The 26,407-nt window shown below is 66.2% G+C and carries 13 protein-coding genes; 6 read left to right on the forward strand and 7 right to left on the reverse strand.

From position 1 onward, the window contains the following. From L6D77_RS14245 to L6D77_RS14255, 3 genes are all read left to right on the forward strand, one after another. Positions 1–4,277 (forward strand): amino acid adenylation domain-containing protein (locus L6D77_RS14245; protein WP_236170070.1); only part of this gene is annotated, 4,277 nt, incomplete at its 5' end. A gap of 12 nt (positions 4,278–4,289) precedes the next feature. Beyond that, positions 4,290–12,893, forward strand: a complete 8,604-nt coding sequence (locus tag L6D77_RS14250; RefSeq protein ID WP_309295656.1) for a non-ribosomal peptide synthetase — start codon at positions 4,290–4,292, stop codon at positions 12,891–12,893. 55 nt (positions 12,894–12,948) lie between these two features. Beyond that, positions 12,949–13,926 (forward strand): alpha/beta hydrolase, encoded by a 978-nt coding sequence (locus L6D77_RS14255; RefSeq protein ID WP_232884206.1) that lies wholly within the window; start codon positions 12,949–12,951, stop codon positions 13,924–13,926. Between the two features lie 58 nt (positions 13,927–13,984). Here L6D77_RS14255 and L6D77_RS14260 read toward each other — a convergent pair whose 3' ends face one another. The 6 genes from L6D77_RS14260 to pvdM form a co-directional block, all read right to left on the reverse strand. Beyond that, positions 13,985–16,411, reverse strand: coding sequence for a TonB-dependent siderophore receptor (locus L6D77_RS14260; RefSeq protein WP_232884207.1), 2,427 nt, complete (start codon positions 16,409–16,411; stop codon positions 13,985–13,987). A 109-nt stretch (positions 16,412–16,520) separates the two neighbouring features. Continuing rightward, positions 16,521–18,170: a cyclic peptide export ABC transporter gene (locus tag L6D77_RS14265; RefSeq protein WP_232884208.1), complete on the reverse strand. Its 1,650-nt coding sequence runs from the start codon at positions 18,168–18,170 to the stop codon at positions 16,521–16,523. Between the two features lie 16 nt (positions 18,171–18,186). Continuing rightward, positions 18,187–19,521: a lysine N(6)-hydroxylase/L-ornithine N(5)-oxygenase family protein gene (locus L6D77_RS14270; RefSeq protein ID WP_232884209.1), complete on the reverse strand. Its 1,335-nt coding sequence runs from the start codon at positions 19,519–19,521 to the stop codon at positions 18,187–18,189. A gap of 116 nt (positions 19,522–19,637) precedes the next feature. Beyond that, positions 19,638–20,498 (reverse strand): dihydropyoverdine dehydrogenase, encoded by an 861-nt coding sequence (gene pvdO, locus L6D77_RS14275; protein WP_232884210.1) that lies wholly within the window; start codon positions 20,496–20,498, stop codon positions 19,638–19,640. A gap of 13 nt (positions 20,499–20,511) precedes the next feature. Continuing rightward, entirely contained in the window at positions 20,512–21,783 is a 1,272-nt protein-coding gene (gene pvdN, locus L6D77_RS14280) for a pyoverdine-tailoring periplasmic protein PvdN (protein WP_232884211.1), read from the reverse strand. 17 nt (positions 21,784–21,800) lie between these two features. After that, positions 21,801–23,147, reverse strand: coding sequence for a pyoverdine-tailoring dipeptidase-like protein PvdM (gene pvdM / locus L6D77_RS14285; RefSeq protein WP_232884212.1), 1,347 nt, complete (start codon positions 23,145–23,147; stop codon positions 21,801–21,803). Between the two features lie 180 nt (positions 23,148–23,327). On the opposite strand from pvdM, the gene L6D77_RS14290 reads away from it, so the two are divergent. Beyond that, positions 23,328–23,762: a hypothetical protein gene (locus tag L6D77_RS14290; protein WP_232884213.1), complete on the forward strand. Its 435-nt coding sequence runs from the start codon at positions 23,328–23,330 to the stop codon at positions 23,760–23,762. 60 nt (positions 23,763–23,822) lie between these two features. Then, entirely contained in the window at positions 23,823–24,317 is a 495-nt protein-coding gene (locus L6D77_RS14295) for a GNAT family N-acetyltransferase (protein WP_232884322.1), read from the forward strand. A gap of 489 nt (positions 24,318–24,806) precedes the next feature. Here the strand turns inward: L6D77_RS14295 and L6D77_RS14300 are convergent, their stop codons facing one another. Next, positions 24,807–25,163, reverse strand: coding sequence for a DUF3077 domain-containing protein (locus tag L6D77_RS14300; RefSeq protein ID WP_232884214.1), 357 nt, complete (start codon positions 25,161–25,163; stop codon positions 24,807–24,809). A 530-nt stretch (positions 25,164–25,693) separates the two neighbouring features. Between L6D77_RS14300 and L6D77_RS14305 the strand changes: the two genes are divergently transcribed. Further along, complete coding sequence (locus tag L6D77_RS14305) at positions 25,694–26,188, forward strand: DUF2971 domain-containing protein (protein WP_232884215.1); 495 nt, start codon at positions 25,694–25,696, stop codon at positions 26,186–26,188. Positions 26,189–26,407 lie beyond the last annotated feature (219 nt).

Below are 26,407 nucleotides of genomic sequence, written 5' to 3' on the forward strand. Positions count from 1 at the left end.
GTGATGGGCCACTGTTGCGGGCGCTGCTGGCGACCCTGGCCGATGGCAGCCAGCGCCTGCTGCTGGTGATCCACCACCTGGCGGTGGACGGCGTGTCGTGGCGGATCCTGTTCGAGGACCTGCAACAGGCCTATGAACAACTGAGCCGCGGCCTGCCGCTGGCACTGCCGGGCAAGACCAGCTCGCAGCGCGACTGGGCAGAGCAGCTGCAACGCCATGCTGGCGAAGGCGCCATGGCGCAACTGGCCTACTGGCAGGCGCAGGCCGCTGATGTCAGCGCCGAACTGCCGTGGGATCGCGCCGAAGGCGGCCAGGCCAACCGCGATGGCAGCACGGTCTATTCGCGCCTGGACAAGGCCACCACCCGCCGTCTGTTGCAGGAGGCGCCGGCGGCCTACCGCACCCAGGTCAACGACCTGCTGCTGACCGCGCTGGCCCAGGTGATCTGCCGCTGGACCGGCCAGCCACACACCTTGGTGCAGTTGGAAGGCCACGGCCGCGAAGACCTGTTCGACAGCATCGACCTGACCCGCAGTGTCGGCTGGTTCACCAGCGTGTTCCCGCTGCGGCTGACCCCGGCCGCAGGCCTGGGCGATTCGCTCAAGGCGATCAAGGAACAGCTGCGGGCAATCCCGGACAAGGGCCTGGGCTTCGGCGTGCTGTCGCGCCTGGCGCCAGCGCCGGTGCGCGCGCAGTTGGCCGGCTTGCCGGTGCCGTCGATCACCTTCAACTACCTGGGCCAGTTCGACGCCAGTTTCGAGGCCGGCGAGGCGGCGTTCTGGCTGCCGTGCGACGAGGCCCGTGGCGCTGAACAGGATGCCGGCGCGCCGCTGGGCAACGCCCTGAGCCTCAATGGCCAGGTGTTCGACGGCGAACTGAGCCTGGGCTGGAGCTTCAGCGATGCACGGTTCGACCACGCGACCATTCAGGCGCTGGCGGATGCCTACAGCCAGGCCTTGGCGGCCTTGGTCGAGCACTGCTGCCAGCCTGAGGCCGGTGCGCTGACACCGTCGGATGTGCCGTTGGCGCAACTGACCCAGGCGCAACTGGATGCGCTGCCGCTGGCCGCCGCCAGCGTGCAGGACCTGTACCCGCTGTCGCCGATGCAGCAGGGCATGCTGTTCCACAGCCTCTACGAGCAGGCCAGCGGCGACTATGTCAACCAGCTGCGGGTGGACATCGATGGCCTCGACCCGGCGCGCTTCCATGTCGCCTGGCAGGCCACGCTGCAGGCCCATGACATCCTGCGCACCGGCTTCCTCTGGCAGGGCGGGCTGAGCCAGCCGCTGCAGGTGGTACTGCGCGAGGCCGAGGTGCCGTTTGCCGTGCATGACTGGCAGGCGCGTACCGACCTTGACGCCGACCTGGATGCCTTGGCCGTGGCCGAACGCCTGCAAGGCTTCGACCTGCAGCAGGCGCCATTGCTGCGTGTGCAACTGATTGCCCGTGGCGCCGGCCGTTATCACCTGCTGCTGACCCATCACCACATCCTGCTCGACGGCTGGAGCCACTCGCAGCTGATCGGTGAAGTGTTGGCGCGCTATGCCGGCGAGCAGACGCCGCCGGCGGCCGGGCGTTACCGCGACTACATCGCCTGGCTGCAACGCCAGGACAGTGCTGCGCTCGAAGCGTTCTGGCGCGCGCAACTGGCCGAGCTGGAGCAGCCCACCCACCTGGCACCCGCCCAGCGTGCTGGCAACGCGGTGGCCGTCGAAGGGCATGGCGAACACCATGCGCTGCTCGACGCGGTGGCCACTGCGCGCCTGGCCAGCTTCGCCCGTGAGCAGAAGGTCACCCTCAACACCCTGGTGCAGGCGGCCTGGCTGTTGCTGCTGCAGCGCTATACCGGCCAGCAGAGTGTCTGCTTCGGTGCCACGGTGGCCGGGCGCCCGGCAGAGCTGCCGGGCATGGAGCAGCAGATGGGGTTGTTCATCAATACCCTGCCGGTGATCGCCACACCGCGTGCGCAGCAGACCGTGGGCGACTGGTTGCAGGCCGTGCAGGCGCGCAACCTGGCCTTGCGCGAGTTCGAACACGCACCGCTGTTCGAGATCCAGCGCCTGGCGGGCCAGGGGGGTGGCGCGCTGTTCGACAACCTGCTGGTGTTCGAGAACTTCCCGGTGTCCCAGGTGCTCGAGCAGGCGGCGCCGCAGGCCCTGGGCTTTGGCGCGGTGAGCAATCACGAACAGACCAGCTACCCCTTGAGCCTGGCGGTCAACCAGGGCGAGCAGATCGCCCTGCATTACCGCTACGCCCTTCAGGCGTTCGACGCCCAGGCCATCGAGCGCCTGGCCGGGCACCTGGGCAACCTGCTGCAGGCCATGGCGGCCTCGGCGCAACAGGCCCTGGGCGAAGTATCCATGCTCGATGCCGCGGAACAGGCGAGCCTGCGCGAAGCTGGCAACGACACCGCCGTGGAGCACCGCCTGGACCTGAGCATCCCGGCCCAGGTCCAGGCCCAGGCCGCGGCAACCCCGGATGCGATCGCGCTGGTGTTTGGCGAACAGGTGCTGAGCTACCAACAGCTCGATTGCCTGGCCAACCAGTGGGCCCATCGCCTGCAGGCGGCGGGCGTTGGCCCGGACGTGCTGGTGGGGGTGGCGGCCGAGCGCAGCCTGGAGACGGTCGTGGCCTTGCTGGCGGTACTCAAGGCCGGCGGCGCCTATGTGCCGCTGGACCCGGACTACCCGCGCGAGCGCCTGGCCTACATGATCGAGGACAGCGGTATCAAGCTGCTGCTGACCCAGGCACAGGTACGCGAGCAATTGCTGGTGCCGGCAACGCTCGAATGCCTGCTGCTGGACCAGCCGTTGACGGGCTACCCGGTGCATGCCCCGGCGCTGGCCTTCGCTGGCGAGCAACTGGCCTATGTGATCTACACCTCCGGCTCGACCGGCAAGCCCAAAGGGGTGGCGGTGCGGCATGCCGGCTTGTGCAACCACATGGCCTGGATGCGTGAACTGCTGCCCTTGAGCGCGGACGACCGGGTGCTGCAGAAGACCGCACTGAGCTTCGACGCGTCGGTATGGGAGTTCTGGCTGCCGTTGATCAGCGGTGCCCAGCTGGTGCTGGCCGAGCCTGGCCAGGCCCAGTCGCTGACGCGGCTGTGGCAGCAGGTCGAGGCACAAGGCATCACTGTGCTGCAGTCGGCGCCGTCGTTGTTGCAGGCCCTGCTGGGGCAGGCCGACCCGCGTCAGCTGGCGAGCCTGCACACCATACTGTGCGGCGGCGAGGCGCTGACCGCGCAGTTGTGCGAACAGTTGCGCGCGCGTTGGCAGGGCCGCCTGATCAACCTGTACGGGCCGACCGAGGCGACCATCGACAGCACCGCGTACGAGGTGGAGCAGCAGGTGTCGATGCCGGTGCTGCCTTTGGGCCGGCCGATCGACAACGCCACCGCCCATGTGCTGGATGCGGCGCTGCAGTTGTGCCCGGCCGGTGTGCCTGGTGAGCTGTACATCGGTGGCGAGGGCCTGGCCCGGGGCTATCACCAGCGTGCTTCGCTGACCGCCGAGCGCTTCGTGCCGGACCCGTTTGCCCGCCAGCCTGGCGCACGCCTGTACCGCAGCGGTGACCTGGTGCGCCGCGGTGAGCAGGGCCTGCTCGAGTACCTGGGCCGCATCGACCATCAGGTGAAGCTGCGCGGCTTGCGCATCGAACTGGGTGAAATCGAGGCCCTGCTGCAGGCGCTGGACGAGGTGCGTGACGCCGTGGTGCTGGCGGTCGAAGGCAGCTCGGGCGTACAGCTGGTCGGCTATGTGGTGCCGGCCGGCACCCGGCCTGGCGATGCCGATGGCCTGCGCGAATCGCTCAAGGCCCAGCTGCGTACGGTGCTGCCGGAATACATGGTGCCGAACCAGCTGGTGCTGCTCGAACAGCTGCCGCTCAACCCCAGCGGCAAGCTGGACCGCCGCGCGTTGCCGGCGCCGGACCTGGCGCCGACGCGCCATGTGGCGCCGCAGAGTGAACTGGAGCAGCACCTGGCGCAGATCTGGGAGCAGGTGCTGGGCGTTGCGCGGGTGGGGCTGCAGGACGACTTCTTCGCCCTCGGCGGGCACTCGCTGCTGGCCACCCAGGTGGTGGTGCGCATCCGTGAGCAGCTGGGCCTGGAGGTGCAGCTCAAGACCCTGTTCGGCGCCAAGGACCTGGGCGCCTTCTGCGAGGCGGTGCAGGCGCTGGATGTCGGCCATGAACCTTTGATGGATGAACTGGCTAAATCTTTGGAGGCCCTTGAACGTTTAACAGGAGATGAGCTTGAGAAGCTAATTTCTGAGTGAAGGGGAGCAGGTGTGAAAGCGTTGATTGAAAGGGTAGGCGAGCTTTCGCCAAAGGAACGCAAGGCCTTGGCGGTGATGCTCAAGCACAAGAACATCAATCTGTTCAGTGTTGCGCCTGTGTTCAAGCGAAAGCCCGAGGAAGCCCTGGAGCTGTCCTATGCCCAGGAGCGGCAATGGTTCCTCTGGCAGATGAACCCCGACAGCAGCGCTTATCACATCAGCGCCGCCCTCAAGCTTAAGGGTGAGCTGGACCTGGCGGCGCTGGATGCCAGTTTCGCCGCCCTGGTGGCGCGCCACGAAAGCCTGCGCACGCGCTTTGTCCAGGACCAGGCGCAGGTGCTGCAAGTGATCGATGCGCCGGCCTGGCCAGGCATGGCGCGTGAGCGCCTGGCGCCCGGCGCGGATGCGGGCGAGCGTCAGGCGCGCCTGCAGGCCTGCATCGAGGCGCAGATCCAGCAACGCTTCGACCTGCAGGCAGGGCCGCTGTTGCGGGTCACGCTGATCGAGGTCGAGGACGACGAGCATGTGCTGGTGCTGACCCAGCACCACATCGTGACCGATGGCTGGTCGATGCAACTGATGATCGACGAGCTGGTCCAGCTCTACGCCGCCAACTGCAGCGGGCAAGCGCCGCAGCTGGCGGCGTTGCCGGTGCAGTACCCCGACTACGCGCTGTGGCAGCGCCAGTGGATGGAGGCGGGTGAGCAGGAGCGTCAACTGGCCTACTGGACGGCACGCCTGGGCGCTGAGCATCCGGTGCTGGAGTTGCCCTTCGACCGGCCACGGCCGGCCGAGCAGAGCTTTCGCGGTGCCAGCGTCGAGCTGCAGCTTGAGCCTGCGCTGTGCCGCGCCTTGCGGCAACTGGCGCAGGCCGAGGGCGTTACCCCGTTCATGCTGCTGCTGGCGTCGTACCAGATCCTCTTGTACCGCTACAGCGGCCAGGCGGACATCCGCGTCGGCGTGCCGGTGGCCAACCGCAACCGCCTGGAAACCGAGCGCCTGATCGGCTTCTTCGTCAACACCCTGGTGCAGCGTGCCGAGGTGCAGGGGCAGCAGTCGTTGCGGGCGTTCCTGCAGCAGGTCAAGGTGGACGCGCTCGGTGCCCAGGCCCACCAGGACCTGCCGTTCGAGCAGTTGGTCGAGGCCTTGCGGCCCCAGCGCAGCCTGAGCCACAGCCCGCTGTTCCAGGTGATGTTCAACCATCAGGGTGGCGCGGCGCCGCGCGCGGCCGCTGCTGCCGTGCAGGTGGGCGGGCTGCGCATCGACAACCTCAAGAGCGAAGGGCACACGGCCCAGTTCGACCTGACCCTGAACATCCTCGAACAGGACGACACGCTGAGCGCCCAGTTCACCTACGCCCTCGACCTGTTCGACGCCAGCACCGCGCAGCGTCTGGCCGGCCACTGGCTGAACCTGTTGCAGGCAATGGTCGACAACCCCGATTGCGCGCTGGACGACCTTGCCCTGGTCAGCCCGGCCGAGGTTGGCGATACCGTGCAGCGCTGGAACGCCACCGCTGTCGACTACCCACTGGAGCAGAGCGTACAGGCGCTGATCCAGGCCCAGGTGGCGGCGACGCCCGAGGCCCCGGCGCTGGTGTTTGCCGGGCGCACCCTGAGCTACGCCCAGCTCGACGCCCTGGCCAACCAGTGGGCGCACCGCCTGCAGGCGGCCGGGGTGGGGCCGGACGTGCTGGTCGGGGTGGCTGCCGAACGCAGCGTGGAGATGGTCGTGGCCCTGCTGGCGGTGCTCAAGGCCGGCGGTGCCTATGTGCCGCTGGACCCGGAATACCCCGAGGAGCGCCTGGCCTACATGATCGAGGACAGCGGCATCCAGTTGCTGCTGACCCAGTCGCAGCTGCGCGAGCAGTTGCCGTTGCCCGAGGCGCTGACCTGCCTGCTGCTCGATCAGCCGTTGTCGGGCTACCCGCACCAGGCACCCCAGGTGCAGGTAACTGGCGAGCACCTGGCCTACGTGATCTACACCTCCGGCTCTACGGGCAAGCCCAAGGGGGCGGGCAACCGCCACCGGGCGTTGACCAACCGCCTGTGCTGGATGCAGCAGGCCTACGGGCTGACCGCCCAGGACCGGGTGCTGCAGAAAACCCCGTTCAGCTTCGACGTGTCGGTGTGGGAGTTCTTCTGGCCGCTGATGACCGGTGCTTGCCTGGTGGTCGCGGCCCCGGGCGTGCATCGCGACCCGGCGCAACTGATCGAGCTGATCCGCCGCGAAGCGGTCACCACCCTGCATTTCGTGCCGTCGATGCTCCAGGCGTTCGTTGCCGACCCGGGCGCGGCCAGTTGCGTCGGCTTGTCGCGGATCATCTGCAGTGGCGAGGCGCTGCCGGTGGATGCCCAGCGTCAGGTCTTCGACAAGCTGCCGGGCGCTGGCCTGTACAACCTGTACGGCCCGACCGAAGCGGCCATCGATGTGACGCACTGGACCTGCCGCGAGGAGGGCCGCGACAGCGTGCCGATCGGTGAGCCGATCGCCAACCTGCAGACCTATGTGCTCGACGCAGGCTTTGGCCCGGCGCCGGTGGGTGTGGTCGGCGAGCTGTACCTGGCCGGTACTGGCCTGGCGCGGGGCTACCACCGGCGCCCGGGGCTTACCGCCGAGCGTTTCGTGGCCAGCCCGTTCGGCGTGGGCGAGCGCCTGTACCGCACCGGTGACCTGGCGCGGTACCGCGCCGATGGGGTGATCGAATACATGGGGCGGATCGACCACCAGGTGAAGATCCGTGGCTTGCGTATCGAGCTGGGTGAGATCGAGGCGCGCCTGATGGAGCTGGAGCAGGTGCGCGAGGCCGTGGTGCTGGCGGTGCCGGGTATCGGCGGCGCGCAACTGGCCGGCTATGTGGTGCCCGCCCGGGCGGCCGCGGACGAAAACGCTGCCGCTGCGCTGCGTGACGCCATCAAGGAGCGCCTGCGCGCGGTGCTGCCGGACTACATGGTGCCGGTGCACCTGATGCTGCTCGAGCAGTTGCCCCTGAGCCCCAACGGCAAGCTGGAACGCCGCGCCTTGCCGCGGCCTGTGGTGGGGCAGGCGCAACAAGCCTATGTGGCGGCGCACAGCGAACTGGAAAAGGCCCTGGTGGCGATCTGGCAAGACGTGCTCAAGCTCGAACGGGTCGGGGTGCACGACAACTTCTTCGAGCTCGGTGGCGATTCGATCATTTCCATCCAGGTGGTCAGCCGTGCGCGGCAGGCCGGTATCCGCTTCACGCCCAAGGACCTGTTCCGTCACCAGACGGTTCAGGGCCTGGCCAGCGTGGCGCGGGTCGACAGCGGCGACGCCGAGGCCGAGCAGGGGCCGCAGCAGGGCAGCACGGCATTGCTGCCGATCCAGCAGGCGTTCTTCGAGATGCCGCTGGCGCAGCCGGCACACTGGAACCAGTCGGTGCTGTTGCGCCCGACCCAGGTGCTCGACGCCGACGCCCTGGGCAAAGCCCTGCAAGCGTTGCTGGTGCAGCACGATGCCTTGCGCCTGGGGTTCGTCCACGGTGCCCAGGGCTGGCAGGCGCAGTTCCGCCCGAGTGCGTCGCTGGGGGCGGTGCTGGAGCGGGCCGAGGGGCTCGATGTCGACGGCCTGGAGGCACTGGCCAACCAGGTGCAGCGCAGCCTCGACCTGGCCAACGGGCCGCTGGTGCGCGCCGTGCTGGTCAATCTTCAGGAGGGTGGCCAGCGCTTGCTGCTGGTGATCCACCACCTGGTGGTGGATGGGGTGTCCTGGCGGGTGCTGTTCGACGACCTGCAGGTGGCCTACCGCCAAAGCCTGGCTGGCCAGCCGGTGGACCTGGGGCCACGCACCCACTCGGTCAAGGCCTGGGCCGACCACCTGCAGGCCTACGCCCGCAGCGAGGCGGGGCATGCGGAGCTGGCCTACTGGGCGCAGCTGCGCGATGTGCAGGTCAGCTGGCCGGCCGCAACCCCGGCTGAACCGCTGCTCAACCGGCACGCCGCCAGCACCCAGGTACGCCTGGATGCCGCGCTGACCCGGCAGTTGCTGCAGCAGGCCCCGGCGGCCTACCGCACGCAGATCAACGACCTGCTGCTGACCGCCCTGGCTCGTACCCTGGTGGAATGGACCGGCGATGCCGATGCCCTGGTACAGCTAGAAGGCCACGGCCGCGAGGCCTTGTCCGACGACATCGACCTGACGCGCACCGTCGGCTGGTTCAGCTCGCTGTTCACGGTCAGGCTGACGCCGGCCGCCGACCTTGGGGCGTCGATCAAACAGGTCAAGGAGCAGCTCAGGGCCATCCCGCAGCGGGGTGTCGGGCTCGGTGCGCTGCGCTGCTATGGCGAACCCTCTGTGCGCGAGGCCTTGGCGTTGCTGCCGCAGCCGCGCGTGACCTTCAACTACCTGGGCCAGTTCGACGGCAGTTTCGATGAACAGGACGGTGCGCTGTTCGTGCCGGCCGGCGAGTCCAGCGGCCAGGAGCAGGGCGACGATGCCCCGCTGGGCAACTGGCTGACCATCAACGGCCAGCTGTACGGTGGCGAGCTCAGCCTGAACTGGACCTTCAGCCGGCGCATGTTCGAACCGGCGGTGATCGAGCAACTGGCGGCACGCTACATTGCAACGCTCAGCGAGCTGATCCGCTTCTGTGTGGCGTTGCCCACGCGTGGCGCGACGCCCTCGGACTTCCCGCTGTGCGGCTTGAGCCAGGCACAGCTGGAGCAGTTCCCCGGCGCGCTGGAGGCGGTGGAGGATATCTACCCGCTGTCGCCGACACAGCTGGGCATGCTGTTCCATACCCAGGAATCGGCGGCCAACCTGTACATCAACCAGACCAGTGTCGAGGTCAAGGGCCTGGACATCGACGCCTTCATTGCGGCCTGGGACCAGGTGGTGGCGCGTCACGAGATCCTGCGCACCGGTTTCTGGACCGGCAATGGCCTGGCCGAACCGCTGCAGGTGGTGTACCGCCAGGCACGCATGCCGGCGCGGCGCCTGGACTGGCGTGGCCAGGGTGCCCAGGCAGGGGCGCTGCAGGCGCTTGCGGTGCAAGAGTGCGAGCGCGGCTTCGAGCTGCTCGAGGCGCCCTTGGCGCGGCTTACCGTGGTCCGCCTGGACGACCAGACCTGCCAGCTGATCTGGACCAGCCACCATATCCTGATGGATGGCTGGAGCAATTCGCGCCTGATGGGCGAAGTATTCGAAAGCTATGCCGGCCACCCACTGCCGGCCAAGCGCGGGCATTTTCGCGACTACATCGGCTGGTTGCGTGAGCAGCCGCAGGCCCGCCTTGAGCAGTTCTGGAAGCCTCGCCTGCAAAACCTGGAGGGCGCCACCAGCCTCAGCGCCAGCCTGGCCCTGCCGGCCGATACCCAGCGTGAGGGCCATGCGGCCCTGTACCTGGACTGGGACGAGCAGCGCACTCGGCAGCTCAAGGCCGTGGCCCAGCAGTTGCGCGTGACACCGAACACCCTGGTGCAGGCGGCATGGCTGCTGCTGTTGCAGCGCCATACCGGGCAGGACACGGTGTGCTTCGGGGCCACCGTGGCCGGGCGCCCGGCCGAGCTGCCGGGTTCGGGCGAGATGCTGGGGCTGTTCATCAACACCTTGCCGATTGTCCAGACGTTGTCCGAGCACAGTGTCGTCAGTGAATGGTTGCAGGCGTTGCAGGCCTGGAACCTGGAAGTGCGCGACCACGAGCATGCCTCCCTGGCCGAGATCCAGCGTTGGGCGGGGCAGGGTGGGGCTGGGTTGTTCGACAGCATCATCGTGTTCGAGAACTATCCGGTGGATGAGCGCCTGGCCGAGGCCCAGGACCAGCACCTGCAGTTCGGCAAGGCCAGTTCGCGCGATGTCACCAACTACGCCATGGACCTGGCGGTGCACCTGGGCGACACCCTGAAGATCGAGTTCCTCTACCTGCTGGGGCGCTTCAGCGAAGCCTCTGTGGAGCAGGTTCGCGCCAGCTTCGAAACCCTGTTGCAGGCGCTGCTCGATCAGCCGCAGGCGCGCCTTGGCAACCTCGGGATGCTGGGGCAGGCGGGGCAGCAGGCACTGCGCCAGGCCAACCGGCTGGAGGGCCAGGACAGCACGCAACTGCTGGCGGCACGCATCGCCCGGCACAGCCGCGAGCGGCCCGACCAGGTGGCCCTGGTGTGTGCCGGGCAGCAACTGACCTACGCACAGCTGGAGCAGCGCGCCGAGCTGTTGGCCGACCTGCTGGTGCAGCGCGGCGTGGGGCCGGAAGTGCGTGTGGCGGTGGCGCTGGAACGCTCGGTGGAGATGATCGTGGCGTTCTATGCGGTGATGAAGGCCGGCGGCGCCTATGTGCCGCTGGACATCAGCTACCCCCGCGAGCGGCAGGCCTGGATCCTGCAGGACAGTGCCGCCAGCGTGCTGCTTACCCAGCGCTGCGTGCGTGAGCAGTTGCCGGCCAGTGCCGGCGCCAGGGTGCTGGAACTCGATGACCTGGCCACCCAGGTAGCGGCTGAGCGAGCGCCGCGGGCGCCGCTGCTGGCGGGCAACCTGGCCTACCTCATCTACACCTCGGGGTCGACGGGCCAGCCCAAGGGTGTGGCGGTGGCCCATGGGCCGCTGGCGATGCATTGCCAGGCGATCGCCGAGCGCTATGGGATGGACGCGCAAACACGCGAGCTGCTGTTCATGTCGTTTGCCTTCGACGGTGCCCAGGAGCGTTGGCTGACCACGCTAATGGGCGGTGGCCGCCTGGTGATCCGCCCGAATGAGTTGTGGACACCGGAACAGACCTGGCAGGCCTTGCATGAGCAGGCGATCGATATCGCCTGTTTCCCGCCGGCCTATCTGCAGCAGTTGGCCGAGTACGCCGAAGGTCGTGAGCCGCCGGCAGTGCGCATCTACTGCTTCGGTGGCGACGCCGTGGCCCAGGCCAACTATGACCTGGTACGGCGCAACCTGCGCCCGCAGGCGCTGACCAACGGCTACGGGCCGACCGAGACCGTGGTCACCCCGCTGCTGTGGCGGGTCGATGCCAGCCAGCCGTGCGATGCGGTGTATGCGCCGATCGGCAGCCGGGTCGGGCGGCGTACGTTGTACGTGCTCGACAGCGCGCTCAACCCGGTGGCCGATGGCGTCGCCGGTGAACTGTATATCGGTGGCGAGGGCCTGGCGCGGGGTTACCACCAGCGGCCGGGGATCAGCGCCGAGCGCTTCGTCTGCGACCCATTCTGCGCGCAGGGCGGGCGCCTGTACCGCACCGGCGACCTGGTGCGCCGCCGGGCCGATGGGGTATTCGATTACCTGGGCCGCCTCGACCATCAGGTCAAGGTGCGTGGGTTCCGCATCGAGCTGGGTGAAATCGAGGCCCGCCTGCGTGCCCAGGCAGGGGTGCGTGATGCCGTGGTGGTGGCGCGTGAGTCGGGCGCCGGCAAGCAATTGATCGGCTATGTGGTGGCGGACGAGCGTGATGGCCTGGCCGAGCAGCTGCGCCAGCAACTGGGCAGTGAGCTGCCGGACTACATGGTGCCCAGCCAGATCGTGCTGCTGGCGGCGCTGCCCCTGAGCCCCAATGGCAAGGTGGACCGCAAGGCCCTGCCGGATCCGCAGCTCAAGGGCCGCGAGCACGTGGCGCCACGCACCCCGCAGGAGCAGGCTCTGGTGGCCATCTGGCAGGAGGTGCTGGAGCTCGAGCAGGTGGGGGTCACCGACAACTTCTTCGAGCTGGGCGGTGATTCGCTGCGGGTGCTCAAGGTGTTGGGCAAGGTCCGCGGGTTGCCGGCCCTGGGCCTGTCGCTGAAACTGCGCGACATCATGAGCAAGCCGACCATTGCCCAGCTGTGCGACACCCAGGCGGCCAGTGGTGCGCCTGACCCGTTGCTGGCGCTCAACCGGCGGGTCGACGGCGCACCACCGCTGTTCTGCGTGCACGCAGGCTTTGGCACGGTGTTCGACTATGAACCCTTGGCCCGGCACCTGGAGGGGCGCTGCACGGTGTACGGCGTGCAGTGCCGGATGTTGCTGGACCGCAACTGGCAGGATGGCTCGCTGGCCGCCATGGCCGTCGATTACGCCCAGGCCATTCGCCACAAGCAGCCGGAAGGCCCCTACCAGTTGCTCGGCTGGTCGCTGGGGGCGCCGCTGGCGGTGCTGATTGCCCAGCAGTTGCTCGCCCAGGGCCAGGCCGTGAGCCTGCTGGGGCTGGTGGACAGCTACATCCCCACGGCGAACCCGTTGCTATCGGATTGGCGTGATGAGCTGCCGGGGTTCCTCGAGGTGACCCTGGGCCATGCGGCTGCGGCGGCGTTCGAGCCGTCGGCATTGCCGGCACTGGACGCCGTGGTGCTGGAGCAGCACATCGCGCGGCTGCAGCAGCACGCGGGTGCGCAGGGCGCCTATGCCCGGGTCGAGGCCCAGGAACTGGCACATACCTTCGTCGTGGCGATGCGCCTGAAGGCCTTGGCCGAGCAGCTGCATGCCTTGCCCGCGGTGGCGGTGGACACCCAGTGCTGGTGGGGCGATGGCTTCGGCAGCCCTGTGCATCAGGCGTTCGAGGCCGCGCTGGGGCAATGCCTGGCGGCGCGCCATGTGCCTGCCGGGCACTACGACATGCTCAACCATCGGGCCTTGCTGCAAGACGTCAGCGACAGCCTGCGCCTGACCCTGCCTTTGACTCACTGAGTGCCCGGGTGCCCGCGAAAGCGGGCACCCGGCTGTTTTTTCCGAGGATTATCCAATGTCTTTGCATCCCGATCTGGCCGGCTTTCTCGAGCTGGTGGACATGGGCCGGCTCACCGGTGCCAGCAAGCCCATGCACGAAATGAGTGTCGAGCAGGCCCGCGTCGAATTCGAACGCAGCTCGCAGATACTCGACCCCAGCCCACCGGGCAACCTGCAGGTCCAGGCCGTGCCGATGAGCACGGCCGACGGCCAGCCGCTGGCGGCGCGCCTGTACCGCCGCGAAGCACCGCGCAGTGGGCTGCAGCCGGTATTGCTGTATTTCCATGGTGGTGGCTATGTGGTCGGCAGCCTCGACTCCCATGATGCGGTGTGCCGCCGCCTGGCAATGTGCAGCGACTTCGCGGTGCTGGCGCCTGCCTACCGGCTGGCGCCTGAAGCGCCGTTCCCGGCCGCGGCGCAGGATGCGCTGGCCAGCGCCCGTTGGCTGGTCGAGCAGGGCGGGCAGTGGCAACTGGATGCGCAGCGTGTGGTGGTCAGCGGCGACAGTGCCGGGGCGAGCCTGGCGATCGTGGTGGCGGCGGCTGCCGTGCAGCAGGCGCAGGATGCGCCCCTGCGGCCGTTGGCACAGCTGCTGTTCTACCCGGTGACCGATATCAGCCGCCAGCGGCCTTCGCATGCCAGCTACGCCGAAGGTTACCTGCTGGAAAGCCAGACCTTGGAGTGGTTCTACCGCCATTACGTGACCGACGACGCCCAGCGCCTGGACTGGCGCGTTTCACCCTTGCACCTGGGGGACTTGCGCGGGCTGGCACCGACCTGGATGGCCCTGGCCGGTCACGATCCGCTGCTCGATGAGGGCATTGCCTGGGCGCGGGCGCTGGAGCAGGCCCAGGTGCCGTTGTCCTGGCGGGTGGAGCAGGGGCTGACCCATGACTTCCTGCGCATGCACGGCATGGTCGAGTCGGTCGAGGCGATCTACAGCGAGGTGGGGCGTTGGTTGGCAGGTGTGCTTGCCACGCAAGGGCAGGGCTGAACAGGCGGGCGTTGCAGGTGGGAATACTCGGGCCTGCGTGGCAGGCCCGAGGTTGCGGTTACAGCGTCCAGCGCAGGGTCATGGTGAAGTTGCGTGGGTCGCCGAAGATGTTGGCCCCTGCAGGGTTGCTGATGTTCTGGTAGTAGCGCTTGTCGAACACGTTGTTGAGGTTGCCTTGCAGGGTGAAGTTTTTGTTCACCTTGTAGGCGGCCATCAGGTCGGTGACGCTGTAGCCACCCTGCTCGACGGAGAAGCTGGTGTAGGCACGGCTCTGGGTACGGAACCCGCCGCCAATGCTCCACTGGTTCAGGTCGCCTGGCAGTTGGTACACGGTGGAGAGCTTGAACAGGTTATAGGGTGTGTCGCTGTCGAAGCGGTCGCCTTTCTGCGAGCTGTCGGTGCCTGTCTTGTACTTGGCCCCCGCGTAGGTGTAGCCGACCGATGCCTGCCAGCCCTGGGCGAGCATGCCTTGTACCTCAAGCTCCACACCCTTGGTTTCCACTTCGCCCGAGGCTTCGTAGCAACCGTCGGAGAGGTCCGGGCAGGACGACTGTGGCAGGTACTTGGCGAGGTTTTCCTGGTTCAGCTGGAAGTAGGCCAGGCTGACGTTCAGGGCGCCGCCGAAGTACTCACCCTTGATGCCGGTTTCGTAGTTGGTGCCGGTGACCGGGTCGAGGATCGAGCCGGTGCTGGAGCGTGCTTCCTGTGGCTTGAAGATGCGCGTGCCGCTGACATAGACCGAGTAGGTGTCGTTCAGGTCGTAGACCAGGCCGGCGTACGGGGTGTACTCGCGGGTGGCCTTGGAGCTGCCGCCGAACTTGAAGTCGCCGGACTGGGTCTGCTGTTCGTACTCGTACCAGTCCAGGCGCGAACCGAGGGTCAGCTTGAGGTCGTCAGTCAGGTTGAAACGCACGGTGGCATAGGTACTGGATTGTTCGGTCTTGCCTTTGCGCGACCAGTTGAAGTCGATCTGTGGCTTGGGCACCGAGCCGAAGTCGAAGGTCATCGGGTCGACCGGGACGTCGAAGGTACCCAGCGGGCCACCGCCAGGGCCGTCATCGGTGCGGTCGTTGCGCCAGCTGCCGCCCAGGACCAGCTCGTGGGTGCGGCCGAACAGGCTGAACGGGCCGGACAGGTAGCCGTCGACGCTTTTTTGCGTGTGTTCGTAGGTGTAGCGGCCGACGTTGAGCTGCAGGGTGTCGACGGTCGGGTCGAGGCGGTAGAAGCTGGTGCCGAGCATATCCATCTCGCCGCGCAGCCAGGTGGTGTTCAGGCGCATCTTCCAGTCATTGTCGAAGCGGTGCTCGATCTCGGCGAATACGCTTTTGTTCTTCTTGTCCCAGTAGGTCCAGGACGGGCTCATGCGGTGCGAGCGGGAAATATCGAGAAAGCTGCCATTGGCATGGGTTGGCAGGCCCGACCAGTCGGCGCCCGGGTTGTCCTCGCGGTTGTAGTAGCCGCCGAGGGTCAGGGTGGTGTCTTCGGTGAGGTCGAATTCGGTGATGCCATACATCAGCTGGCGCTTGTTGCTGTAGTCGTCGACGAAGCTGTCCTTGTCCTGCAAGGCCACCACGGCCCGGCCGCGGATGCTGCCACTGTCGTTGAGCTTGCTGCTGGCGTCGAGCTCGGTGCGGAAGTTGTTCCAGGAACCGGCGCTGGTGGTGATCGACATCTGCGGCTCGACGGTCGGCCGCTTGCGGATCAGGTTCAGGGTGCCGGACGGGTTGCCGGCGCCGACCATCAGGCCCGAGGCGCCGCGTACCACTTCCACCCGGTCGAACATCGACAGCATCGAGGTGCCGAGGGTGTCGGTGTCGTAGGCCACCGGCAGGCCGTCGATCATGATGCTGTCCACGGACGTGCCGCGCGAATAGAACGTCGGGCGTTCGCCGCCGGTCTTGCGCAGGCTCAGGCCCGGGGTGTAGAGCGACACGTCCTCCAGGGTCTGCATGTTCTGGTCGTTCATGCGCTGGCGGGTGATGACGGTCACCGACTGCGGCGTGTGGCGCAGCGAGGTTGGCAACTTGGTCGCGGTGCTCATGGAGCCGGTGGTGTAGGAGCCTGTGCCTTCGGTGGTTTCACCCAGTGCGCGGGCATCGATGGTAGTCGCGCCCAACTCAACCGAACCGCCCTCCCGGCGGCCGCTGATGGTCACGGTGGACCCACTGACGCTGTAGCCTACGCCGCTGCCGGAGAGCAGCTGGCGCAGCGCCGCGGCGGGCTCCAGCGAGCCTTGGACGCTGGTGCTGCGCAGGCCGCTGAGCTGGTCTGGGGAGTACAGCACCTGCCATTGGCTTTGCTGGCCGAAGGCAAGCAGCGCGGAGTTGAGCGACTGCGCCGGAATGTTGAAGGAAACCTGCTGTGCCTGGGCAACCATCGGGGCTGCCAGCAGCAGGCCGGCGGCTGTGCAGGAGAGCCCGGTCGACCTCAGTCGGTGAACGAGCAACGCCTTGGACAGCGGGCGAAGGGTGGGAAGGACGGACATTGGCAGACTCTTTGAGTTGTGTTGTTAATGATAATGATTGGTATTACCGATAGTGAGACGCACCAAGCCCACAGAACCGGAAAAGAATTTCCGGTTCCGTGGCTTTTTTTCAGGCGGGAGTGAGTTCCTGCAGGACCTTGCCGGCTTCCAGGCGGACCAGGTGGTCGGCCATGTCGAAGTAGCGATCGTCGTGGGAGATGACGATGATGGTCTTGCCCAGCCGTTTCAGGTCGGGCAGCAGTTCGGTGTAGAAGATGCGGCGGAAGGTCGGGTCCTGGTCGGCGGCCCATTCGTCGAACACCAGCACAGGGCGCTGCTCGATCCAGGCGTTGACCAGGGCCAGGCGCTTGCGTTGGCCGGTGGACAGGTCGGTGGTGCTGAACTGGCCGTCCTCGACCCTGACCTTGTGGGCGATCTCCAGGCGCTGCAGGTACTGGTTGGCATCCTCGGGAATGGCCTGGTCACCCTGCACCAGGTCGTCGAACAGGTAGTAGTCGGCGAACACTGTGGTGAACAGCTGGCGGTAGTCATCACGCGAGGTGGCGTCCACGGCGGTGCCGTTGACCTTGATCTGCCCCTGCTGCGGCGCATACAGCCCCAGCAACAGCTTGATCAGGGTGGTCTTGCCGCAACCGTTCTCGCCGACGATGAACACGATATCGCCCTGGGCGATCTTCAGGTTCACCGGCCCCAGGGTGAAAGGCTTGGCATCGCCGACCGCCGGGAAGCTGTAGCGCACATCGTCCAGTTCCAGGCTGTGCACGGGGCTGGCCTGGTTGCCGGTGTCCGCCAGCAGCAGGTGCGGTTCGGGGTTGGCGAACTGCTCGGACAACTGGGCGATGCGCTGGAAGGCGATGCGTGCCCGGCCGATGATCGGCAGGGTGCCGATCAGGTGCTCCAGTGGCCCTTTCATGTACAGCAGCACCAGCACGAAGCCGCTCATCACGCTGGCATCGCCGCTCGGCCAGAGCGACTGCGAGGCCAGTGCCAGGCCGATGACCACGAAGAACAGCATCGAGCCCAGGCTCTTGGCGATCACGAAGGTGTTGATCGAGCGGGTCTGCAGCGCGCGGATACGCTCGGCGGTGTCGATGATGCCGGCCTGGAACATGCGCTGGCGCCGCGGGCGGTGCATGCGCAGTTCCTTGGCGCCGGCGGCGATGGCGCTGTAGTGCTTCTGCAACTGGTCTTCGCTGTCGCGCGCCGCCATGAAGCCTCGGATGCCGCGGGACTGCGCCACCGACTGGATGGCAATGCCGATCGACAGTGCCGCCAGCATCAGCAGGAACATCGGCCATGACAGCATCGCCAGGTAGCCCATGCAGCCCAGGGTCACCGTCAGCGAGATCGCCAGGGGGGCGAAGGCGAAGGCGAAGTCACTGATGGTGTCGACATCGTGGGTCAGTACCGGGATCAGGCGGTGGGTGCGAAATCGTTCGATCTGTTCGATCGGCGCCGCCAGCACTTTCTCGCCCAGCTCGCGGCGCAGCTTGGCGATGATGTGCTGGCCGACATGGTTGCTGCCCATGTCCGAGAGGATGCTGCTGACCAGCGCCAGGCTGCACAGCCCGGCGAAGCCCAGCACCAGGCCCTGGCTCAGCCCACCTTCGGTGTGCAGCCCGTTGTTGATGGTGGCGAGCAGGGCGGTGACGCTCAGGCCGCCGACCATGCCCAGCACGATCGACAGCGCGACCACCGGCCAGAAAGGGCGGAGCAGGGCCAGCAGCTCGCGCATGGCCCCGCGCGGTTGATTGCTCATCGAGTGTTCCCTGTGGTCAGGCACGGGTCGCGCGCAGCGCGGCCGGGGCGTTGCTGGCCTGCGAGCCGAGGTGCTGGTACAGCGACTGGCCGATTTCCTGGGCGCGTGCCGGAAGCACCGACAACAGCGTGTCGCTCAGGCCGTGGGAGGCTTCGCAGAAACCCTGCAGGTAGACGCTGGCACCGAATTCGGGGCTGGCCAGGGCGCGGTAGTTGCGGTCGACTTCGAAGTCCTTCAGGTGCTGCTGCAGCGGGGCCAGCAGGTCACGGTGCGAGCGGCGCTCGTAGCCGGTGGCGAGGATCACGGCGTCGTAGCGGTGGGTCTGGCGCACGTCGGTGGCCAGGTCGCGCAGGGTCAGCTCGATGCCTTCGGCGGTGCTGACCACGTCCTCGATATTGCGGCGGCACAGCACGCCGTGGCGGTACTGGTGGGCGACCTTCTGGCGGTAGAGGATGCCGTAGATGCGCTCGATCAGGTCGACGTCGACCACCGAGTAGTTGGTGTTATGGTACTCGTTGACCAGCTTGGCGCGCTCGGCGTGGGGCTGGTTGAACACCAGGTCGGTGTACTCGGGGGCGAAGATTTCGTTGACGAACGGGCTGTCGTCGGCCGGCTTGAGGGCCGAGGCGCGCAGGATCATGTCGACCTTGACCGACGGGTAGCTGTCGTTGAGGTCGATGAAGGCTTCGGCGGCGCTCTGGCCGGAACCGACCACGGCGATGCGCATCGGCTTGCCCTGGTTGCACGGCAGCTGCTGCAGGGCGCTCAGGTACTGGGAGTGGTGGAACACCCGTGCATCGTCCTTGAAGGCGCGGAAGGCCTCGGGGATCTTCGGCGTGCCGCCGCTGCCGACCACCACCGAGCGGGCGCGGCGCTGGTGCTCGCGGCCTTGCGGGTCACGGGACACCAGGCGCAGGTGGTCGACCTTGCCGCCACGCAGTTCCGGCTCGATGCGCAGCACCTCTTCACCGTACACGGCCTGGGTGGCGAAGTGGTCGGCAGCCCAGCGCAGGTAGTCGTTGTACTCCAGGCGGCAGGGGTAGAAGGTGCCCAGGTTGATGAAGTCGGCCAGGCGCTGCTTCTGGTGCAGGTAGTTGACGAAGCTGTAGGGGCTGGTGGGGTTGCGCAGCGACACCAGGTCCTTGAGGAAGGAGATCTGCAGTTCGCTCTGGGTGGCCAGGGTGTTGCCGTGCCAGCGGTAGTCGCTCTGCTTGTCGATGAACAGGGCGTCGAGGGCGTGACCGTTGGTCTCTGCGAGCTCTTCCAGGGCGATGGCCAGGGCCAGGTTGGAAGGGCCGAAGCCGACGCCGATAAGGTCGTGGATGTGTTCGGAGGAGTTGGTCTGGCTCATGGTTGCGGTTCCTTGGATGGTCGAGAGGGGGCGCCTTCAGAGGGCGCCCCGTGTCCTGCGCAAGTACACCGATAGGAACGAGCCGGGGAGGGGAGAATTTAAAGCCGTTGGGCCGTTCAGAGCTCCCTGGCTACGCGAAAGCCGATCCAGTCGCCACGGTCGTCGCGCAGCGTGGTGTTGCGGTTGCCCGAACGCGAGAAGATCGGTGCTTCGCCCCAGTCGTTGCCGCGAATCGTGATCTGCTGGCAGTTGGCTTTGGTCCAGGCGCTGCCGTCGGCGGGGGCGCCGACATAGGTGTCGTGGTAGCAGTCCGCGACCCACTCGTAGACGTTGCCGTGCATGTCGTACACGCCGAAGGCATTGGCCGGGAAGCTGCCGACCGGCGAGCTGTAGCTGAAACCGTCCTTGGGCCCGTAGACGTTGGCGTTCTTGCTGATTTCGTAGTTGGCGTCGGGCTCGAACGGGAACGGCCCGGTGCTGCCGGCGCGGGCGGCATATTCGCGCTGCGCTTCGCTGACCATGCTGTAGCGTTTACCGGTTTGCTTCGACAGCCAGGCCACATAGTGCTCGACGTCGTCGTAGCTCATGCACACCGCCGGCTGGCGTGGGCCCTGTGGGTAGCTGGGCTTGCTGTTGGTGCAGCGTCGGCCCGGGCGCTCGTCGCCGTCGGCGATGACCGTGCCGCTGGCCTTCTGGTAGGCCGCCCACTCGCCGGCGGTGACCTGGAAACGGCTGATGGCGAACGGCTTGGCGAAGGTCACCGGGTGCTGTGGGCTTTCGTCGTCCTGGCGGCCCATCTCGTCAGCCGGGGTGCCCATGATGAAGGTGCCGGCGGGCAGCACGACCATTTCCGGGCAGGTCTGCTTGCAGTCACGGAACACCGTGCCGGGGGTGTCGGCGGGTTGGGCGGCCAGGGCCGGCAGGCTGCAGGTGGCCAGCACGGCGGCCAGGGTCAGGCGATGCAGGGAAGCGCTCATGGGGATGCCTTGTTCAGAGTTGCTGGGTTATCAGGGCCATGGCCCGGTCGATCTGCTGCTCGTCGTTGAGCAGGCTGGGTGCCAGGCGAATGACCGGGCCGACATCGCGGTCCACGGCGTCGCACATCAGCTTGTTGCTGGTGAGGTGGGCGGCCACGGCGTCGGCGTCGCGGTCCTTGATGCGGAAGAAGGTGAAACCGGCGGAGAACTGTTCGCTGCGCGGGGTCACCAGCTGGATCTGGCGGTGCTCGGCCAGGCGCTGCTTGAGCAGGCCGTTGAGCTGGTGGATGCGCTGCTGCACATCGGCCTTGCCCAGTTGCAGGTGCAGCTTGAAGGCCTCGCTGGCGGCCCAGCGGTGTTCGAAGGCGTGGTAGCCGCCCGGGGTCATGATGGTGGCGAAGTCCTCGTCGCGGGAGAAGGTGGCGACGCTTGGGGTGAGGTGCTGCATGCCGGTGGAGGCGGCGCAGATGATCCCGGTGCCACGCGGGCCGAACATCCACTTGTGGGTGCCGGCGATGAAGTAGTCGCAGTTGAAGTCGGCGAAGCGTGCGTTCTCCACGCCGAAGCCGTGCACGCCGTCGACCACGTAGATGATCCGTTCGGCCTCGCTGCGGTTGCGGTTGTGCCGACGCACCAGCTCGCCGATCTCACCCACCGGCAGCTTGACGCCGCTGCCCGAGTGCACCCAGGTCATGCCCAGCACCCGGGTGTTGGGCTTGATGGCCTTGTCGAGGGTGCTCAGCACCTGGTCGGTGGACACCGTCCAGGGGTCGTCGAACAGACGGATCCTGCGCACCGCGGTGCCCTGGCGCTCGCTACGGAAATCCAGGGCCTTCTGTGCCGAGTAGTGTTCGTGCTCGGTGATCAGGATCTCCTGGTTGGCGCCGACCTTGAGGCCGCCGTAGATCATCGCCAGGCCTTCGGTGGTGCTGCCGGTGAGGGCGATCTGCCGGGGGCCGACTTCCAGGTAGCGCCCGGCCCACTCGCGCACTTCGTCCTCGCGCTGCCATTCGTACTGGCTTTCCCAGTCCATCAGCGCGGCGGGGTTGCGGTCGAGGTCGGCGCGGTGGCGGTCGATCGCCTGCTGCACCGGGCGCGGGTGGGCGGTGACCAGGAAGTTGGCGAAGTGCGCCACATCCGGGGCCAGCGGGAACAGCGTGCGCAGGTTGCGCCACTTGTCAGCGCCGCTCAGTGGCGTGTCGCCGGCCGCCAGGGCCTCGGGCAGCAAGGGCAGGCTTGCGGCCAGCAGGCCGGCGTGTTTGAGGAAGGTGCGACGGTTGCTCATGAAATGGAGGGCTCGACTCAGCGGTTGGCGACGGGTTGGGCGGATTTTTGTACCTGTTCCCAGGCGCGCAGGAAGTTGCCCGCCCAGAGTTTCGCGATGTCTGTCTCGCTGTAGCCGCGGGTGAGCAGCTCGGCGGTGACGTTGCGGATTTCGCTCACGTCCTTCCAGCCGTCCAGGCCGCCGCCGTCGTTGAAGTCGGAGCTGATGCCGACGTGGTCGATGCCCACCTTCTTCACCGTGTAGTCGATGGCGTCGACGTACTGCTTGAGGGTGGCCTTGGGTTCTTCTTCGAGGATGCCGTACAGCGAGCTTGCGTATTCGCCGAAGCGCGACTCGGGCCAGATGGCGATCACCGCGTCGCCCGGCATCAGGGCGTTGGCCAGGCCTTGCAACGGCTGCAGGTCGAAGCGCGCACGCAGGGCGTCGAGCTTGTCCAGCACCGGTTTGCCCAGGGGCTTGAGGTACTGGCCGAAGCCGACCACCTGGATCACTCCGCCGCTGGCCTTGATCAGCTGCATCTCGTGGTCGGAGAGGTTGCGCGGGATGTCCACCAGTGCCCGGGGCGCCGAGTGCGAGGCGACCATCGGGGCGCGGGTCAGGCGGGCGACGTCTTCCAGGGCCTTGGTCGACATCTGCGACACGTCGATGATCACGCCCAGGTCGTTCAGGCGCTTGACCGCCTGCTCGCCCAACGGCGACAGGCCGCCGAGGGCATCGGCGGTGTCGTTGAAGAACGGCAGCGGGCGCGAGGAGTCGGCCCAGTCGTTGTTGCCGGTGTAGCTGAAGCCGAACATGCGCATGCCGCGCGCGGCCCACAGGTCCAGCTGGGAGACGTCATGGCCCAGGGGGTAGGCGTTGAGCATGCTGATGAAGATGGCGAACTTGCCTTCGCCGTTGAGGCGGCGGAAGTCGGCGGGGGTGTAGGCGATGCCGACCTGGTTGGGGAAGTCGCGGACCATGCCGCTGATGATCTTGTAGCGCACCTCTTGCTCGTGGCGCGCGGCGTCGACGAAGCCTGGGGTAGGACGGTGCGGGGCGTTGGGGCCGTTCCAGATTTCCGGCCAGCCGAAGATGGTCAGCGCGGCGCCCGACAGGCGCCCGCGGTTGGCCTTGACCAGGTCGAATTGGCCTGCGCCGTCCTTGTCCAGTTCGTTGCCGGCGCTGCCCAGGTCCAGTGGCACGGTGACGTGGCTGTCGAACGACAGCATGTGCTCGTGCAGGGCATTGGCCTGCTCGACGATCTTGTGCGGGTAGCCGGTTTCCCGGCCTTGCCAGTAGAAGTAGCCGGCGGCGCTGCCCAGGGCGACCGCCAGGGCCAGGGGCAGGCCGATGTACAGGGCTTTGCGGGAACGGGTCTTGGTCATTGCCATCTCGTTGCAGGGCTGATCGGGTGCCTGCCGGTGGCGCACGGGCGCCCGGGCAGGGTTCGGGTATCAGGTGGACGAATGGCGGGGGGGTAAATTTATCGATGGGTTGGCGTTCAGGTTTCGCCAGGGCCTGCCGATAAGCAGTCATCGGAAGGACCCTTGCAGAGGAATAGGGACATGGTCAATTTCACGCTCATCAACATCGCCGGCACCGCACCAGCGCTCAATAACGCCGCTCAGAGCGGCGCAGCCCAGGCCGGCAGCGGCACCCAGGAAGCAGCGCCGCTGAAGATCGACCCCAAGCTGTTCAAGGCGGATGCCGACGCCGGGCCCAGCATCGAGACCGACAACAGCTCGGAGCCTGCCGAGGTCAAGGAGCTGCGCGACATGATCAAGCGGCTGCAGAAGCAGCTGGCTGAAGAGCAGAAACAATTGGCCGCGATGATGGCGAAGAACCATGACGACGCGGCGAGCCAGGCGGCGATTGCGGCCAAGCAGGCCAGCATCACCACCCTCATCGGGCAGATCTCGGCCGCTACCGCGCAGTTGCTGGAGACCCTGTCCAAGGCGGGTAGCAGCAGTGCCGGCGGGTCGGTCGACACCGTGGCCTGACCATCGCCTGGGTGATTGGGTATGCTGGCGGCCCGTGATGAACGAGCCGCCGCAACGCCGATGCCGACCTGGACACTGAGCACCGCCACCCACCGTAATGCCCGCGAGGTTGTCGATTTCATCGATAGCGCCCGCCGTGGGCTGTTCCCGATGCTCGCCGATTCACCGATGCCCAGGGACCTTGCCCGGTTCGAGGAAATGTACCTTGAGGGGGAGGGGGTGTTTCTGGTGGCCCATGATCAGGGGCGGCTGATTGCCGGTATCGGCTACCTGCCGTATGACCATCGTTTTGCCCAGCTCGATTACCGCGCCCGCCGAACTGTGGAAGTGGTGCGGTTGTTTGTTGTGCCCGAATACCGCCGTTGTGGGCTGGCCGGGGCGCTGTTCGCGGCGCTGCGCGAGCGGGCGCGGGCGGCGGGGGTTGAGTGCTTGTACCTGCATACCCATCCGTTTTTGCCGGGGGCGATTGGGTTTTGGCGGGGGCAGGGGTTTGCCATTGTGGATGTGGAAGAGGATCCGGTTTGGCGGACGACGCATATGCACAGGGCGGTGTGAGGGCTGGGTGCCTGTCTTGGGATTGCATGAGGGCCACCCGGTGCTTGCCGGTGTTTTTGCAGCGCCTGTGAGATCGAGCGCCGCCCGCGCGGCGCATCGCTGGCAAGCCAGCTCCCATATCTGTTTCGGACCAGTCACTCCTGCAAGCTCATCACTGTACGCCTTGTTGGTCTGACTCGATTTCGAGGTGCGCGCTGATGATGCTGCGCCTGACTTGAGACATGCACCAAGGCGGGCAGCGGTACCTTCACAGGCATAATTGGCCCGAAACAGATGTGGGAGCTGGCTTGCCAGCGATGCGCCGCGCGGGCGGCGCTCGATCTTGAGAGCGCTGCACATCTGTCGCCATGCACCTTGCGGCCCACATGCAATCTCAAATATGTCGCCCCATTCAAAAGGGGCGCAAAGCGCCCCGGGCACGCTCGGAGTCATCCATCAACTCCACCAGCATCCGGCGACAGACCTGCCAGCCAGCCCCTCACACCGCACCTACCCGTAATCCTCCCTGCGCACCGGCCGGGTCAACCGTTCTGGCCGCTCCGGCGCAGGCGGATTGGTCGGCAACAGCACCAGCCCATCCAGCACCTTGTTCAGCAACGCCTCGATCATCTCCAGCGACAACTGCGTACCGCCCAGCAACCGCCGCGCATCGCCGTGCGCGTCTTCGCGGGCGAGGGTGGTGGCCTGGTAGGTCTGTTGCACGAGTTGCAGGGCATGCACCAGTGCGTCCTCGGCGAATACGCCGGGGCGGACGGTGAACAGTGGGGCGTGGTGGTGGTTGCAGGTGCCGAAGGTGTAGCGGTCGCAGCGGGGTTGCTGGGGTGGATCAGGTATTCCTTTGCACATGGTGGAACTCCCTTCGTAGATGAAGAAATCCGCCACGGCCTGCCGCCAAGCAGGTAATGGTGACGGACTACGCAAGGTTGGCGGACCGGTACGAAGGGAACCGGCACTTCCGAAGAAGTCCATGCGCAGCCCGCCATAGAGCATCTTCGCGGGCACAAAAAAAGCGCCTGCGAAGGTGGGTATGGGCGCTTTGCGCCTTCGTTCCAGGCCGCCAAGCCTGGGTCGCTGATTTTCAGCAACGTCGAGAGCTTAATGGAGCTTCTACTGATGGTCAATGATGCGCTACTGGAAATGATAATGGCCATTTGGTAGCTTGAATGTTGATCATTAAATTAGCGTCAAGGTGGATAGTTATAAATATGTCTGGTAAAAAATTCTTGTATAGGATTATGCGATTCGAGCATGCGGTCCAAGTCTTGCGTGGGAATCTGTATTTTTCACATCCCTCTCAGTGGGAAGACCCCTATGAAACGAATGTGAAGCATGAGTACGATCATGCAATTTTTGCACAGTGTTGGTCGACTGCTAGTATGTCTGACGCCATGTGGAGAATTTATTCGCCTAATTTGTTGGGTGTCAGATTGAGAACGACTAGGGACGCTTTGGCATCAGCAATGCAAGCATATACATCGGCCAATGCTGGTTATCAAAGGCGGCTGCAGAACGTGGAATATCTCAAACCTAATGAATTTAGGGACGAGATGTCCGTCTATGAAAGTTTGATTGGGTCGGATGAGTTATTTGGTCCTGCTACAGCGGCTGATATGCTTTGCGTAAAGCGCGCTGCCTTCTCCCATGAGGCAGAAGTCCGAGCGATTCTCTACGATTCCAATGCTCTCAGGAGTGAGAGTGATTCTCGGAAGGGCATTAATGTAAAGGTTGATGGTGCTGAGCTCATTGATTCAATTCGTTTAGATCCGCGTGCGTCGGATGAACTTTGTGAGGCGTTGTCGCATTATTTTAGAAATATCTTGGGTTTCAAGGGTAGTGTAAAAAAATCGCTGCTTTATACAGTCTCCAGTTGAGGTTGCTGTTTCTGTCACAGCCGTACACCTTATCGGCATGCCGCGTTATCGCGTTGAGCGCTACCGGGCCCTCATCCCCCTTGAGGCATGCACGAAGGCTCGCGCTGTCTCTATCACAGGATTGCCCGAGTCGAAACAATGTGGGAGCTGGCTTGCCAGCGATGCGCCGCGCGGGCGGCGCTCGATCTCACAGGCGCTGCAAAACCGCCGACATGCACC

Origin of the sequence: Pseudomonas parasichuanensis (assembly GCF_021601385.1) — a bacterium.
Lineage (GTDB): Bacteria > Pseudomonadota > Gammaproteobacteria > Pseudomonadales > Pseudomonadaceae > Aquipseudomonas > Aquipseudomonas parasichuanensis.

Excerpts from the sequence above, each read along its gene's own strand:
- L6D77_RS14255 (WP_232884206.1), top strand. The coding sequence starts at position 12,949 with ATGTCTTTGCATCCCGATCTGGCCGGCTTTCTCGAGCTGGTGGACATG.
- L6D77_RS14260 (WP_232884207.1), bottom strand. The coding sequence starts at position 16,411 with ATGTCCGTCCTTCCCACCCTTCGCCCGCTGTCCAAGGCGTTGCTCGTT.
- L6D77_RS14265 (WP_232884208.1), bottom strand. The coding sequence starts at position 18,170 with ATGAGCAATCAACCGCGCGGGGCCATGCGCGAGCTGCTGGCCCTGCTC.
- L6D77_RS14270 (WP_232884209.1), bottom strand. The coding sequence starts at position 19,521 with ATGAGCCAGACCAACTCCTCCGAACACATCCACGACCTTATCGGCGTC.
- pvdO (WP_232884210.1), bottom strand. The coding sequence starts at position 20,498 with ATGAGCGCTTCCCTGCATCGCCTGACCCTGGCCGCCGTGCTGGCCACC.
- pvdN (WP_232884211.1), bottom strand. The coding sequence starts at position 21,783 with ATGAGCAACCGTCGCACCTTCCTCAAACACGCCGGCCTGCTGGCCGCA.
- pvdM (WP_232884212.1), bottom strand. The coding sequence starts at position 23,147 with ATGACCAAGACCCGTTCCCGCAAAGCCCTGTACATCGGCCTGCCCCTG.
- L6D77_RS14290 (WP_232884213.1), top strand. The coding sequence starts at position 23,328 with ATGGTCAATTTCACGCTCATCAACATCGCCGGCACCGCACCAGCGCTC.
- L6D77_RS14295 (WP_232884322.1), top strand. The coding sequence starts at position 23,823 with ATGCCGACCTGGACACTGAGCACCGCCACCCACCGTAATGCCCGCGAG.
- L6D77_RS14300 (WP_232884214.1), bottom strand. The coding sequence starts at position 25,163 with ATGTGCAAAGGAATACCTGATCCACCCCAGCAACCCCGCTGCGACCGC.
- L6D77_RS14305 (WP_232884215.1), top strand. The coding sequence starts at position 25,694 with ATGTCTGACGCCATGTGGAGAATTTATTCGCCTAATTTGTTGGGTGTC.